At 69.3% G+C, this 14,206-nt stretch carries 15 protein-coding genes and 1 pseudogene; 6 read left to right on the top strand and 10 right to left on the bottom strand.

Annotated elements, in window-relative coordinates:
• Together GPA03_RS18675 and GPA03_RS18680 are read right to left on the bottom strand one after the other, a co-directional pair.
• Positions 1-239: pseudogene (locus GPA03_RS18675) on the bottom strand (hypothetical protein); the annotation flags it as partial.
• The gene (locus GPA03_RS18680; RefSeq protein ID WP_206673641.1) at positions 236-1,204 is read right to left on the bottom strand and encodes an ABC transporter permease; all 969 of its coding nucleotides are present in this window, start codon (positions 1,202-1,204) and stop codon (positions 236-238) included. The pseudogene GPA03_RS18675 and the gene GPA03_RS18680, both read right to left, overlap by 4 nt.
• A 272-nt stretch (positions 1,205-1,476) precedes the next feature.
• Between GPA03_RS18680 and GPA03_RS18685 the strand changes: the two genes are divergently transcribed.
• From GPA03_RS18685 to GPA03_RS18700, 4 genes are read left to right on the top strand one after another with little or no spacing between them, the layout of a single operon-like run.
• Positions 1,477-1,944 (top strand): hypothetical protein, encoded by a 468-nt coding sequence (locus tag GPA03_RS18685; RefSeq protein WP_156253583.1) that lies wholly within the window; start codon positions 1,477-1,479, stop codon positions 1,942-1,944.
• Between the two features lie 14 nt (positions 1,945-1,958).
• Positions 1,959-2,684 (top strand): hypothetical protein, encoded by a 726-nt coding sequence (locus tag GPA03_RS18690; RefSeq protein ID WP_156253584.1) that lies wholly within the window; start codon positions 1,959-1,961, stop codon positions 2,682-2,684.
• Between the two features lie 29 nt (positions 2,685-2,713).
• A complete protein-coding gene (locus tag GPA03_RS18695; protein ID WP_156253585.1) occupies positions 2,714-4,348 on the top strand; it encodes a sensor histidine kinase in 1,635 nt (544 codons plus the stop codon).
• On the top strand, positions 4,345-5,535 hold the full coding sequence (locus GPA03_RS18700; RefSeq protein WP_156253586.1) for a diguanylate cyclase: 1,191 nt from the start codon (positions 4,345-4,347) through the stop codon (positions 5,533-5,535). The genes GPA03_RS18695 and GPA03_RS18700 overlap by 4 nt, the downstream gene beginning before the upstream one ends.
• Here GPA03_RS18700 and GPA03_RS18705 read toward each other — a convergent pair.
• From GPA03_RS18705 to GPA03_RS18720, 4 genes are all read right to left on the bottom strand, one after another.
• Positions 5,517-6,272: a response regulator transcription factor gene (locus GPA03_RS18705; protein ID WP_156253587.1), complete on the bottom strand. Its 756-nt coding sequence runs from the start codon at positions 6,270-6,272 to the stop codon at positions 5,517-5,519. The genes GPA03_RS18700 and GPA03_RS18705 overlap by 19 nt on opposite strands.
• A gap of 106 nt (positions 6,273-6,378) precedes the next feature.
• Positions 6,379-7,956 (bottom strand): hypothetical protein, encoded by a 1,578-nt coding sequence (locus tag GPA03_RS18710; protein WP_156253588.1) that lies wholly within the window; start codon positions 7,954-7,956, stop codon positions 6,379-6,381.
• Positions 7,949-8,560, bottom strand: a complete 612-nt coding sequence (locus tag GPA03_RS18715; RefSeq protein ID WP_156253589.1) for a signal peptidase I — start codon at positions 8,558-8,560, stop codon at positions 7,949-7,951. Before GPA03_RS18715 ends, GPA03_RS18710 begins: the two co-directional genes overlap by 8 nt.
• A 26-nt stretch (positions 8,561-8,586) precedes the next feature.
• Positions 8,587-9,021, bottom strand: a complete 435-nt coding sequence (locus tag GPA03_RS18720) for a hypothetical protein (RefSeq protein WP_156253590.1) — start codon at positions 9,019-9,021, stop codon at positions 8,587-8,589.
• Between the two features lie 225 nt (positions 9,022-9,246).
• Between GPA03_RS18720 and GPA03_RS18725 the strand changes: the two genes are divergently transcribed.
• Both GPA03_RS18725 and GPA03_RS18730 read left to right on the top strand, forming a co-directional pair.
• Positions 9,247-9,672 (top strand): Fur family transcriptional regulator, encoded by a 426-nt coding sequence (locus GPA03_RS18725; RefSeq protein WP_156253787.1) that lies wholly within the window; start codon positions 9,247-9,249, stop codon positions 9,670-9,672.
• A 108-nt stretch (positions 9,673-9,780) separates the two neighbouring features.
• On the top strand, positions 9,781-10,242 hold the full coding sequence (locus GPA03_RS18730) for a Dps family protein (protein WP_156253591.1): 462 nt from the start codon (positions 9,781-9,783) through the stop codon (positions 10,240-10,242).
• Between the two features lie 317 nt (positions 10,243-10,559).
• Here GPA03_RS18730 and GPA03_RS18735 read toward each other — a convergent pair whose 3' ends face one another.
• The 4 genes from GPA03_RS18735 to GPA03_RS18750 all read right to left on the bottom strand — a co-directional run bounded on the left by GPA03_RS18735 (position 10,560) and on the right by GPA03_RS18750 (position 13,740).
• On the bottom strand, positions 10,560-11,288 hold the full coding sequence (locus GPA03_RS18735; RefSeq protein ID WP_156253592.1) for a hypothetical protein: 729 nt from the start codon (positions 11,286-11,288) through the stop codon (positions 10,560-10,562).
• Positions 11,289-11,341: 53 nt separating this feature from the next.
• A complete protein-coding gene (locus GPA03_RS18740; RefSeq protein WP_156253593.1) occupies positions 11,342-11,911 on the bottom strand; it encodes a DUF6318 family protein in 570 nt (189 codons plus the stop codon).
• Between the two features lie 444 nt (positions 11,912-12,355).
• Entirely contained in the window at positions 12,356-13,129 is a 774-nt protein-coding gene (locus GPA03_RS18745) for a hypothetical protein (RefSeq protein ID WP_156253594.1), read from the bottom strand.
• The gene (locus tag GPA03_RS18750; RefSeq protein WP_156253595.1) at positions 13,129-13,740 is read right to left on the bottom strand and encodes a DUF6318 family protein; all 612 of its coding nucleotides are present in this window, start codon (positions 13,738-13,740) and stop codon (positions 13,129-13,131) included. Before GPA03_RS18750 ends, GPA03_RS18745 begins: the two co-directional genes overlap by 1 nt.
• Positions 13,741-14,206 lie beyond the last annotated feature (466 nt).

A 14,206-nucleotide genomic window follows, 5' to 3' on the forward strand; every position in this document is an offset into this window, starting at 1 on the left:
TGTTCGGCGGGTGCCAGGCTGGTGGAGATGATCCCGATGAAGGGGCCGATCACCATCGCGCACGCGGCGCCCAGCACGATGGCCTTGATGATGGTCTCGACCCGGCCCGGGCGGGGCACCCCATCGATCAGTGTCCCCGACCCCGGCCTACGTCGTCGCCGCGGGGGTGGCGCGCCGGCGCCGGCGCCGGTGCCGGTGTGGCTGTGGCTGTGGCTGTGGGTGGTGTGGGTGGTGCTCATGCGCGGTAGACGCCTTCCTCGCCCAGGGCGTGGGCGATCTTGTTGGCGACCAGCACCAGCACCAGCCCGACCAGGCCCTTGACCAGGCCGACCGCGGCGCTGACGCCCCAGGCGCCGCCGATGACGCCGTTGTTGTAGACGTAGGTGTCCAGCACCTCTGAGACGTCCCGGCCTACGGCCTGCTGCTGCAGCAGCAGCTGCTCGAACCCCACAGAGAGGGAGTCGCCGAGCTTGAGGATCAGCAGCAGCACGATGATCGCCCGCATCCCGGGCAGGGTCACGTGCCAGGTCTGGCGCCACCGGGACGCACCATCCATCGCGGAGGCCTCATACAAGGACCGGTCGATCTGGGACAGCACCGCCAGGAACAAGATCGTGGCCCAGCCGGTGTCCTTCCAGATCACCTGCGAGGTGATCAACGCATAGAACGCCTCCGGGTTACCGATGATGTTCACGGCCTCGAACCCGTTCGCGCGCAGGAAGTTGTTGATCATCCCCGCACCCCCCAGCACCTGCTGGAACACCGCCACCACGATCACCCAGGACAGAAAGTGCGGCAGATACAGCACCGACTGCACCGCCTGCTTGACCTTGTTCGAGACCAGGCTGTTCAACAACAACGCCACCACGATCGGCGCCGGGAACACGAACACCGTCTGCAACAACGTGATGAACAACGTGTTCCGCAACGCCTGCAAGAACCGCGGATCACCATCAAAAAGAATCGAGAAGTTCTCCAACCCCACCCACAGGCTGCGATCAATCCCCAGATACGGCTGATAATCCTGGAACGCGATCACATTCCCACCCAGCGCCACATACTGGAACACGATCACCACAGCAATACCCGGCAACGCCAACAACAACACCGGATGATCACGCCGCAACCGAGCCCACCAACCCTGCCCCGGGCGGCGCGCCGGTCTGCGTGGGTCCCCGCCTCGCGGGGCGACCGGGGCGGTCACCTCCCGCTCGGACGTCGCCGTCACGGCTCGACCGCGCAGGGTCGAGACGCCGGTGCAACGTTCGAGCGCGTGCACATCCGTGTGGTGGCTTCGGGCATCTTCAGCTCCTTCTGACGAGTCCGCGGGAGCCACCTTGCGACACCGAGCCATGTTTGTCAAGGGCCTACGATTAATCCGTCGAAGTGTGCCTCGCTGGCAGCACAACGGCGTGCGGGCCGTCACCGGGGTCGCGATCCCGCGCCCGGCCGCCGCCGATGCCCTAGGTTCTGGCCATGAACCCGAGTGCGCAGCCGGGCAACGGCCTGGACGAGCAGGAGCGGCAGGGCAGGCGGTGGGCGATCGCGGCAGCGATCACCCAGCTGGCGAGCGCGTTCCTGTTCATCGGCGTGCAGTACTTCGGGCTCGAGTACGACATCCCTGTCGGCGGAGACCCGCACGGATACGCGCAGGTCTTCGGGTTCTTCCTCTCGTTCCTGCTGCTGATCCCCGGCATTGCCCTGCCCGGCATCGCGATCCCGCTGCTGCGCCGGTCCAGGCCCAGCGGTGCGGTGCTGCTCATCATCGCCGCGACCATGTGGGCGCTGCTCTTCGCGATCCTCGTGTCCGGCTACCCGGGCGGCATCACCGAGATGAACTGGGTGCGGGTGGTCACGATCGTGGTCAGCGCGTTCTGGCTGATCGTGTGCGCGTGGTCGGTCTGGGCCGGAGCCGCGGCCTACTCCCGTTTCGACCGACGCTGAGGGACACTGGGGCCATGTATCCACCAGGACCGCTCAATCTCGGCGAGGGCGAGGCGGGTCTCAGCTACGCCGGTGTCTACGCGGCGGCGGAGCGCGACCACGTGATCGCTGCGCTCGGCGAGATGCGCTTCACCGGGTACGTCGGGCCGCAGGAGGGCACCTGGGTGCTCTCGGTCGCAGGGAACCCGCTGGCGAAGGTGGCCGGCAAGAAGAGGCGGATCGACGACGTCGCTCGTGACCTTGCCGCGACCCTCGAGGTGGTGACGCTCGCCGCTGAGGTGAGCAAGGACGAGCGGCTCCGCCTCTGGGCGTTCGACGGCGACTCTCCCCTGCCGGTGTACGACTCCCAGCCGCCCGAGGACGATGGCGGAGCCGGCGGGATCGTGCTCGACGACTTCGGCAACCCGGTGATCGGCGAGGGCGCCTTCGTGGACACCGAGATGGTCGCCGTCTCGTTGCTCGCGGCCTTCGACGCCGACGACCCCGACGGCAAGCTCGCCGAGCTGCTGGAGGAGGACATCGGCGAGGACACCAACGAGTCCGAGCGGCTCACCGAGATCCTGCGGATCCTGGGGCTGCCCACGTGGATCGTGTCCTCGGACTCCCTGCCCAGGCGGGTGCCCGGCGGGCCGGACCGCGAGCAGGTGCTCAGGCTCGGCGCCGGGAAGCCGGGAGTGCAGGGCTGGTTCGCGGACGCGCTGAGGCGTCCCGTGCGGCCGCGACCGAAGAGGGATCTCTAGCGTCCCAGCCGAGCGATAGCGTGCGGACCATGACGACCGCTCCGCGACCGGCCGTGCGCGACGACGCACGTGGCATGAGCACGCGCACGGTCCGGACCGTGCAGCTGCAGCTCGGCGCGGTCATCCTGGTCACGGTCGGCGTGGTGGCGGCGGTCGATGCGATCACCAACCCGAACGCGCTCGTGCTGGGCCTCGCAGCCGCCGCGATCGCGACGGCGGCCGCCCTGCTGGTCCCGTGGCACCGTCTTCCCTTCTACGCGACAGCGCTCGTCCCGGCCATCGACATCGTGGCGATCGGGCTGCTGCGCGACAGCAGCCCCCCGGCGGGCTTCTCGCTGCTGTGGACGTTCCCGGTGATCTGGTCGGCGTGGGCGTACGGCCTGGTCGGGTCGATCAGCTCGGTGGCGGTGGTGTCGGTGGCGTACTGGCTGATGACAGCCTCGACCCCCACCGCTCAGTCGCTCGCCTTCCGGCTGATGTTCCCTGCCGTGCTCGCGATGCTGGCGGGGATCACACGCGTGAACGCGCGCCGCGCGCAGGCCCAGCGCGTGCTCCTGCAGCGCCAGGCGCTCGCACTGCGGAACGCTGCCGGTCGCGCGCACCGGCAGGAGAGCCTGGTCACGGAGGTGCTCGACAGCGTCGACTTCTCGGTCGTGGCGTTCACTCCCGACGGCTCGGTGCTGATCACCAACGATGCGGCGGCGCGACTGCAACGCACGCGGGACAGCTCAGGAGACGCCGTCTACGACGCCGACGGGTTCACCCCGCTCGAGCCCGCTGCCCGCGTCGAGGAGCGGGCCCGCCGTGGCGAGACCTTCTCGAACGTGCTGAGCTGGTACGGGGATCCCGGCTCCGACGACCGCCGCGCCCTTCAGGTCACGGCGCGACCTCTCACCGGCCCGGCCGGTGAAGGGGTGGGGCGCGTCGTCGTCGCGCGTGAGGTCACCGATGAGCAGCTCGCGCTGCGCGCCCGTGACGATCTGGTGGCCTCGGTGTCCCACGAGCTGCGCACGCCGCTCACCTCGATCGTGGGCTACCTGGACCTCGTCGAGGACGACCCCACCCTCAGCGCCAGCGCCCGCCACAACGTGCAGGTGGCCCAGCGCAACGCCGAGCGGCTGCTCGCGCTCGTCGCGGACGTGCTCGCCGTCTCCGCCGCCTCCCGCATGGGTATCGACATCCGGATCGAGCGGGAGGCCATCGACCTGGCCGAGGTGGTCGAGGCAGCGATCGAGGCAGCGGAGGTCCGCGCGCGCGAGCGGTCGATGACCATCGACAGCACCGCCGTCGAACCCTGTCCAGCGCGTGCCGACCCGCACCGCATCCGGCAGGTGGTCGACAACCTGATCGGGAACGCGGTCAAGTACGGCCGTGAGGGTGGGCGGATCGAGATCGGCTGCACCACCGACGACCACCATGCGTGGATCGTGGTGCGCGACGACGGACCGGGCATCACCAGCCACGACCAGGCCCGGCTGTTCGAGCGGTTCTTCCGGTCTCTGTCCGTGCGGAACACCTCGACGCACGGCAGCGGCCTGGGGCTCGCGATCAGCCGCGACATCGTGCGCGCGCACGGCGGCGACATCACGGTGACCAGCACGGTCGGAGCGGGCGCGACGTTCGTCGTCCGGCTCCCCCTCACATCCCCCGAGGAGTCGTCATGACCTGGCTGGACGCGCCCACCATGAGCGCCGCGACCGCCCTGGTGGTGACGGTGTGCGGCGTGCTCTACCTGCTCGACACGCTGTACCGCCGGGGCAACGCTGCCGCACACCTGTGGTCGGCGGCCTTCGTGGGCGGCATCCTTACCACGCTCTCCTACCTGGCCTGGAACCTCCTCGAGGAGGGCTGGGTCGCGAACGCCGTCGGCAACTGCTCGTTGGTGGCGACGATGGGCTTGTTGTGGCTGGGGTGCGCACGGTTCAACGGCCCGCTGGGCCGGATCCGTGGACCCGTGGTCGGGCTGGCAGCCACGCTCACCTTCCTGACGACGCTCATCCCTGGGCCGGACGGCGGCGACTGGGCGGGCGCCGAGGTCATGTTCGTCTCGATGGCGCTGCTGGCGGGGCTCGGGGCGCTGGAGGCCAGGCGAGGCGGGATCGCCCGCTTCCGCCCCGCGCTCTTCCTCTCGCTGACGTTCGGGGCAGCCAGCCTCTTCTACGCGGCCCGCACCGTGGTCGCGCTGACCACGGGCACCGCGAGCGCGCTCTTCACGGAGTGGTTCGGCACCGCCAGCGCATCGATCCTGACGATCGTGCTCACGGTGGTCGCGGTCGTCGCGATGACGATGCTTCGCGTGCAGTCGCAGGCGGAGAGCAGGGGTCGCAGCACACCCCTGGGCCTGCGCGAGGACGGCTTCCTCGACGTCCGCTCCTTCACGCACGCGTTGGCCAGCGTGATCGAACGGGCCAGGGCGACCAACCAGCAGGCCACGGTCCTGATGGTGCGACTGCATGGCGTGGAAGAGATCGGTGCCGCGTTCGGGGCCCGCCCCGCCCGCGACCTCACCACGCGCTGGCGCACGATCACGCTGCGCTTCATGCCTCTGGAGGCGTTCGCTGCGGACGACGACGGGGACGCGATCGTGGTCGCCCTCCCCGGCATGGCCGACGGCGAGGCGCTCAACCTGGGAAACCGGCTCTCGCAGCACCTCGCCAGCGAGCTGGCCGCAGTGGAGGGCGAGATCGTGCCGGTCATCGGGGTGGGGATCGCCACCGGCACGTGGAGCCGAGACGCAGCCGAGCTGGTCGCCGCGGCGCAGGCGGCAGCCGAGCAGTCGATCGACAACCTCGACGGCGGCGCCGTCCTCGACGCCGCGCCCGCACCGTCGGGTCAGGCCGTCATCCGGTAGCCGACGCCGCGGATCGTCTCGATCCAGCGGGGCCCGGCGGCGGACTCCCCGAGCTTGCGCCGCAGGTTCGCCACGTGCACCTCGATCGCGCGGGTGTCGTGCTCGGAGACGTAGGTGCCCATGTGCGCCTCGCCGCGCACGACGAGGGCGAGGTCCGCCTTGCTCACCACCCGGCGACCCGCGGCCATCAGCTCGGCGAGGATGTCGAACTCGCTGCGGGTCAGCTCGATGTCGACGTCGTCGCAGGTCACGATGCGCATCGCGACGTTGAGCCGCAGCCCGCGGTGCGTGAACCACTCCGAGGAGTCACCGCTCTCCTCGCGAGCGGGGGTGGGCGGGGGCGCCGACTCGGGTGAGCCGGCGACGCTACGCGGACGGCGGAGCATCGCCTCGATCCGGGCGCGCAGCTCGCGCGGCCGGAAGGGTTTGGTGAGGTAGTCGTCGGCTCCGGACTGCAGGCCCTGCAGGGTATCGATCTCGTCGTCACGCGCCGTCAGCATCACGATGTAGGTGGAGCTGATGGCGCGGATCCGCTTGGCGGTCTCGAACCCGTCGATACCGGGCATGCTGACGTCGAGGGTGGTGACGATCGGGCCGTGCTCGCGCACGAGCTCGACGCCCTCGAGCCCGGTCGCGGCGGCGTGCACCGTGAAGCCCGCCTGCTCCAGCACCACGCTGACGAGGCCGCGGATGTCCTCGTCGTCCTCGATGACGACGGCGATGTTCGCCTTGTCCATGTCCGCGCTCCCCGAGTCAAGGCGCTGGTGCACCGTTGTCACGCTCTCGGTGACGATATCGGAGAAGAGGTGCTTGAACGCCGGACCGGGGCCGGAACCGGGCACCTCAGCCCTGCCCGCAGGGCAGCCGCCAGCCAGGACCGGGGCTGTAGGAGGCGAAGATGAACTCGCGCGAGTGGCTGGCCGAGACCAGCTGGGTGTCGAGCGAGGTCCCGGTGATCGTGTATCGGGAGCCGCTGCCGGCGACCGTGGTCGCGTTGACCGACTGGAACGTGAGCGGGTGACCGGTGAGCGAGGTGCCGCAGACGAGCGTGGCGAAGTCGATCTCAGCGCGCCACGGCACGTAGAACTCGCTGGTCGAGGTGACCCGCACGCGGAAGGCCACGTAGTAGTCGCTCGACGGCGCGACGCTGACCTCGACCTTGTACAGCGACGGGTTCGGCTGCGGGGTCGGCACCTTGAGAGCGCAGAACTGCACGGTACGCGCGCCACCGGGCTGGAGCTGGCTCGCCCAGCCGTTGGAGCCGCCCACGGTCCAGTACCCGGTGGTCCGGTCGTAGCTGCGGGTCTCGATGTTGCTCAGCTGTACGGTTCCGGGCGCGGTCGGGTCCATCCCCCACATCGGGGCGAGCCTCGTGTTGAGCTGCACGGTCCAGTCCCCGAGAGGGCGGCGCGTGGTGTTGGTCACCGTGAAGGAGTGGCAGAAGGTCAGGGCGTTGGTCTGCGCACCTGTCCACGGCGTGGAGTAGCTGTAGGAGATCCCCGGGCTGACCGTCACCGGCACCAGGCCGTTGCCGCCGGTTCCCGGTGTGGGCGTGCCGCCCCCGTCGCCGGTGCCGCCGCCGTCGTCGGGGTTGGTCCCGCCGCCGCCGTCGCCCGGGATGGGTGTGGCCGCACGGGTCGCGTGCGACAGCAGCACGCTGGCTGCGCCGTCGGCGGACCCGATGCTCTGGGGCACGCTGATCGCGACGTCGAACGTCAGGTCGGTTGCGGTGGTCCAGCCCTCCCCGCTGACGTCGATCGTGGCCTGCGCGCCGCTGACGGTCGTGACCAGGGTGTCGGTGCTGCCGCTCGCCGTGAGCACGACGACGGCCCGGCCGCCCTGGAGCGCGGCCGGGTTCGGCACGTCGACGACGACGCTGGTCACGGTGCTGCCGGTGGTGGTGATGGTCAGTGCCGCGGTCTGCGCCACTGCGCCGGCGAATCCGGCGACGGAGCCGGTGAGGGCGCCGAGGTTGCTGACGAGCGTCTCGCCGTCGGCGCCCGTGACCGAGAGCGCCACCGAGGTCGCTGCGGTGAGCCGCGGCAGGGCGCCGCAGGCGGCCGTGAGGTCGGCACCGTCGAGCTCGATGGTGGCTGATGCCGCGCTGGTCTCGGTGGCGATCTCGCAGGTCGATGCGCCCGCGATGGTGACATCGACCGAGTCGCCGGCGAGGAAGCCGCGGGAGGGGTCGGCGGTGACGCCGAGCGCTCCCACCCGCCAACCGCCGTCGTGCCACTCCGGCGCCCAGTCGAGCGTGGCGCCGTCGAGCGTGTGCACCGAGGCAGCGGCTGCGCCGAGATCCTCGGTGCGCAGACCGCCGAGCCCGGCGGCCGAGGAGACGACGACCGAGGCCAGGGCGAGGCCGGCGAGGCCGGCGAGGCCCGCGATCAGCGGGCGGCGCAGGCGGCGAGGCTCACGCACGGTGGGCCGCCTCACGGGTGCGGTGGGGGGCGCCGTCCTCGTCGTCGTCGTCGGTGCGCGTGGACCACAGCAGCACGCTGACGATGGCGCCGATGACGGCTGCCAGAAGGATGGGGAGCACGGTCGGGCCGAGGTAGCGGCCCAGGCCGGGCACGGAGAAGATGGCGGTGCCGGTGATGTCGTTGGCGGTGAGCAACCACTGGTCGGCCGTCGGGTTGTTGTCGCCGAGGGTGGTGTAGACGAGCTCGCCGTCGACCTGCTCGGCGGTGACGACGCGGTGGATCACGTGGCCGCCCTCGCCGGGCTGGCCGTCGGGCACCGTGTAGGAGACGACGTCGCCGGGCTGGTAGTCGGCCTGGCGCCACGTGACCACGAGGTCGCCCGTGTAGTAGGTGGGCTCCATCGAGTGACCACTGACGATGGTCAGCCCGGTGAGGCCACCCCAGTGCGCCGGCCACATGAGCACGGCTGCGGCGATCACGAGGAGCCAGCCGAGGACCGAGACCACGCGGCGTGCCACGGGGCGGTCCGCCGTCGTGGGCTTGGTGTCCTGGGGGACGACGCAGGCACTGGACCCTGCCCTGTCCAGTGCCTGCGAGCTCATGGTGATCCGATCAGTGGTGGTGGGAATCAGGCCTGGTCGATGGCGGTGGACCCGCCGCCGGTGACGACGACGGAGACGCCCTCGACGTCGTGCGCGGCGATGTCGGGGAGGGTGGTGGTGAAGTCGACGGTGCCGCCGGTGGCGACGGTGCCCTCGACCTCGGCGGTGCCCTCGGCGAGCTGCAGGGTGAGCTGGACGTCGGCGCCCTGGGGGAGGGTCTCGGTCTCGTCGGTGGTGTCGATCGTGAAGCCGGAGACGATGTAGTAGCCGAGGTCGGCGTCGTAGGCGGTGTCCCACGTGACGTCGAGGCCGCCGGTGATCGGCGACTGCACGACGTTGCTGTTGGCGCCGAGCCACTGGGTGGTGAGGCCACCGAGCGATGCTGCGGAGGCGGCGACGGCGGTGGCGACCGCCACACCGGCCAGGACGGCGACGACGTTCTTCTTGCGGAGCTGCTTCATGATGTTCCCTCTCATGGCGGCCGGATCGCGGCCGGTTCTGTGTTGTCCCCCCGCTGCCCACAAGGTCGTGTCGCGGTGATGTGAGAGACGTTAGGAGCGGCTCCTCAACGGCCGCTCAAGGCATCGGCCGGGTCACCTCAGGATTGGCTCAAGATCCCGCACGGGGCGCGATGGCACCCCCGAAGACTTGAGTCGTTCACGTCTGCGACCTACCGTGGAGGGGTGATGTCGACGGCCCTGACCTCGGACGCGGACCTGCTGCGCGCCAGCGGGCTGCGAGCGACCAGCGGGCGGCTCGCCATCCTGAGCGCGCTGGCGAAGGCGCCGCACGCCGACGCGGAGTCGTTGCGGCGGCGCCTCGGTGCGGATGCGCCGAGCCTGCAGGCGGTGCACAACATCCTGGCCGACCTGCATGCTGCGGGGCTGGTGCGGCGGTTCGAGCCGGCGCGATCTGCGGCGCGGTACGAGCGGCGGGTCGATGACAACCACCACCACGCGGTGTGCTCGGCGTGCGGGAAGGTCGTGGACGTGGACTGTGCCGTCGGGGCGGCTCCGTGCCTGCACGGCCCCACGCCGCCGGGGTTCGCCGTCGCGGCCGCCGAGGTGATCTTCTGGGGTGTGTGCGACGACTGCGCCGCGGCCCCCAGGTAGGTTCGCCTCACCTTCCTGGCGCTCCTCGACGAACGCCTCTAAACTGGAGTCGTTCACGAAAAGAGCGACACCGGGTCGCCTCAGCGGCGACCGGAGAGGCAGAGACTGATGTCCACTCGCACAACCGCTTCCGAGAAGCTCCGTGGCTACCTGCAGCGCGTTCTCATCGACCTGATCGACCTGCACCTGCAGGGCAAGCAGGCGCACTGGAACGTGACCGGCCGCGGCTTCCGCAGCCTGCACCTGCAGCTCGATGAGCTGGTCGCCATCGCCCGTGAGGAGAGCGACGTCATCGCCGAGCGCATGCGTGCGCTCCAGGTTGTTCCCGACGGCCGCACCGAGACGATCGCCGCCACCAGCGACCTGACCGCCTACCCCGCCGACCTGGTCTCCGTGACCGACACGGTCGACAACATCGTGGAGCGCATCAACCAGACGGTCGCCGTGATCCGCGAGGTTCACTCCGACGTCGACGCCGAGGACCCGGCCACCGCCGATCTCCTCAACAACACCATCAGCCAGCTCGAGCAGCAGGCATGGATGATCGCCTCGCAGAACCTCGAGGTCTGATCCTCATCAGTCGATGGCCCGGCCCGCGTCACGCGGTGCCGGGCCTTCGGCGTTGGTGGGCGGCGGGAGTCCGGCATGGGCCGGGCCGCTCCGCCCGGAGTCGCCAGCGATGACCCGCGCGTTGCCTTCGCCCGCGTGCCGCCGCCGCAAGCAACAACGGTGCCCGAGCTGCGACTGGACTGCCTCGAGCGCGGTTGTGATGCGGATCCGACGTACAAGGTACGTCCAACTCGCATCACAGTGGCCTCCGGGCCGGTTGGCGCCCGTACGGCGCGGATCCGGTTCACGTGTCACGTCGAGCCGGCACCCGAGTGAGGTCAGGGGACGAGGTTGACGTCCATCGCGACGATCTCCACCGCTGGGGCGCTGCTGGTGGTGGTCGCGAACCCCGCGATCGGCAGCCACGGGCCGGCGCCGTTGATCTGAAGCTCACCCTGCCACGACGTCGTCAACGACACCTGAACGGACTCCGCCGCACTCGTATACACATGCGCCAACGTGTGATCCGGATACGGCCGCCCCGCATCAGTGGTCGACAACGGGGCACTGCCATCACCGAAGTCCCACGAGTAATGCACCGGCGTCGCCCGCACCGTCACCGGCACACCCAGAATCGTGGTGCTCAGGAGCTGCTGATCAGCATCGGTGTAGACGATGAAGTCCATGTTCACCAACGCCCAATCACCCTCAGGCTGATACGTGATCGCCGGGGCGGTCAACGGCAGCGTCCTGAACTCCGAGGACACCAACGCGACCAGCTCCGCAGTCGAGAGGTCACCCTCCTCCTCTTCGCATAACTCCGTCTCCTCGTTGAGGAGCTCACCCTCCTCATTCGCCGCCTGCCGCAACGAGCACTGAAACTCCGCCTCCTCATACGCCGCCCCCACAGCGTCCTGTGTCTCGGTCGATGTCGCCATCGGGGTGTCGTCGACGCGCGGCGCGAGGTGGTTGAGAACATCGCCGACGACATAGTGGTCGTCTTGGGACTCGGCGAATACGTCTTCGTCCTCGATTTCGTCCGCGTACGTCGGGATGATCGGGCCCATGACGAGCGCGATTGCTGCGCAGGCTGCGGCGAACAGGAACGTGCTCGATCGAGTCATTCCAAGTTCACCCCGAACACAACGAAACGACCGTCGACGAACTGGACGGCAACGACGCCGGCTCCTGAGGCCGCGTCGACGTTATCTACCGATCCGTCACTCCGGAAGATCCGCTGTGGCTCCTGGGCAAGAGGGAATCGGACGAGGTAACTCGGTTCCTGCTCCGTCGGGTAGTCCGCCGTTGCGTCGCTGACATCGAACACGATGGATCCACCTTCGACCCATCCGCCGGCGTCGTGGATCTCGGTGGCGTTCTCGATGGAACTGGCACAGAACTCGCACTCGGCGGCGCTCATCGCTTGGAACTGCGCCGTGTCCCCCGTCTGCCGCATGTAGGCGTACAGGTCCATGAAGTACCGCGCTGCGTGGATCGCACCCACGTGATCGTCGGTAGCAGCTTCCGGCGCCGGCGTCGGTGCCTCAACCTCGGGCGGCGTGGCCGTCTCGGCCGGCTCGGTCGTCTCCGTCGCCGGCTCCGTCGGAGCTTCGCTCGACGACGACTCCGTCGGCGGATCGGTCGGATCCTCGCCACCGTCGCACGCCGCCAGCAGCAGCCCCGCGCTCATTGCGAGCGCTGCTGCGGCCAGCCCGCCCCGTCGCCCCACGGTCCTCCCCTATCAGTCCGTGACCGAGAAACTACTTTGCCCACCCCCTCCGGCACAACGCCCCTGTGGACAACACCGCTTCCGCGGAAGCGCCGCAACGCCGATCTGGGTCGGTTCGAGCCACCTGGTGGCCCGAGCCGACCCCAAAGCCTCCGCCCGAGCTGGCCCGACCCAACTCCTCGCGTGCCACCGCCGGAATTGGGCTGTGACCGGCCGCGGCTGACTGCCTCGGGCGCTTGTGATGCGGATCCGACGCACCAGGTACGTCGAACGCGCATCACAGTGGCTCTGGGCACGAGGTTGGCGGCCATCACCAGTCACCACCGCCACGGCCAACGGCCTCCTTGACGTCATTGCGGTATGGACCCCATAGAAGAGGCGCGTCGAACCGGTACCCGAGTGAGGTCAGGGGACGAGGTTGACGTCCATCGCGACGATCTCCACCGCTGGGGCGCTGCTGGTGGTGGTCGCGAACCCCGCGATCGGCAGCCACGGGCCGGCGCCGTTGATCTGAAGCTCACCCTGCCACGACGTCGTCAACGACACCTGAACGGACTCCGCCGCACTCGTATACACATGCGCCAACGTGTGATCCGGATACGGCCGCCCCGCATCAGTGGTCGACAACGGGGCACTGCCATCACCGAAGTCCCACGAGTAATGCACCGGCGTCGCCCGCACCGTCACCGGCACACCCAGAATCGTGGTGCTCAGGAGCTGCTGATCAGCATCGGTGTAGACGATGAAGTCCATGTTCACCAACGCCCAATCACCCTCAGGCTGATACGTGATCGCCGGGGCGGTCAACGGCAGCGTCCTGAACTCCGAGGACACCAACGCGACCAGCTCCGCAGTCGAGAGGTCACCCTCCTCCTCTTCGCACAACTCCGTCTCCTCGTTGAGGAGCTCACCCTCCTCATTCGCCGCCTGCCGCAACGAGCACTGAAACTCCGCCTCCTCATACGCCGCAGCCACCGCGTTCTGCGTGGCAACCGACGTGGTGAGGTCGCTGTCGGGGATTCGCATGGAGAAGTCGGTCAACCCGACGGTGAACTCCTCATCGGCGGCGCCGGACTCGATCGTCTCTCCATCAATCGATAGTGCTGCGGCGGGCCCAGTCACCGCAGTAATGAGTAGTAGCAACAGACCAGCACCGGCGGCCCGCAACGTTGTGCGCATCACTCGACGTTCACCCCGAACACCACGAATCGGCCGTCTAGGAACTGCAACGCTACAACGGCGTCAGCAACGACTTCCTCAGTCTCGCCAGTGCTGCCGTCACCCCGGTGAATGACTTGCGGCTCCTGTGTGAGGCTGAAGCGAACCAGATAGTTCGGCTCCGCATCTGTCGGATAATCGGCCGCCGCCTCGAGGACATCGAACACGATGGCACCACCCTCGACCCACCCGCCAGCCTCGTGCAGCTCACTTGCGTAATCCACAGCCCCGGCGCAGAACTCGCATTCAGACGCGCTCATTGCCTCGAACTGCGCGCTGTCGCCGGTCGTGCGCATGTAGGCGTACAGGTCCATGAAGTACCGCGCTGCGTAGATCGCCCCGACGTGATCATCGACGGCCGCTTCCGGCGCCGGCGTCGGCGCCTCGACCTCGGGCGGCGTGGCCGTCTCGGGCGGCTCGGTCGTCTCCGTCGCCGGCTCCGTGGGCACTTCGCTCGACGACGGCTCCGTCGTCGGCGGATCGGTCGGATCCTCGCCACCGTCGCACGCCGACAGCAGCAGCCCCGCGCTGATTGCGAGCGCTGCTGCGGCCAGCCTGCCCCGTCGCCCCACGGTCCTCCCCTATCAGTCCGTGATCGAGAAACTACTTCGCCCACCCCCTCCGGCACAACGCCCCTGTGGACAACCACCGCTTCCGCGGAAGCGTGGCACTCTCCGATCGGGGGTCGATACGGACCACCTGAGCCCCAAACCGGCCCCCCACCGCCCGGAGCGATGCCCGAGCCTCTACTCCGAGCGACGCGCCGCCATCGACCGTGCCCGCGGCGCTACTGGACTGCCTCGAGCGCGGTTGTGATGCGGATCCGACGCACCAGGTACGTCCAACGCGCATCACAGTGGCCTGCGTGGCTGGCGGGCGGGCGAACATCACCGATCACGCCCGCCACCGCCTCCGGCTCGATCCCGACCACCTGATGGCCTACGTCCCCGAAAGCCTGCTCCCGGCGCAGGGCCAGAGCCCCACACGAGCAGCGAGCGCGAGCGCTTCCCCGGAAGCGCCCCGCTCGATCAGGCCACG

The sequence above is a fragment of the Pseudactinotalea terrae genome (assembly GCF_009733845.1).
Classification (GTDB): domain Bacteria; phylum Actinomycetota; class Actinomycetes; order Actinomycetales; family Beutenbergiaceae; genus Pseudactinotalea; species Pseudactinotalea terrae.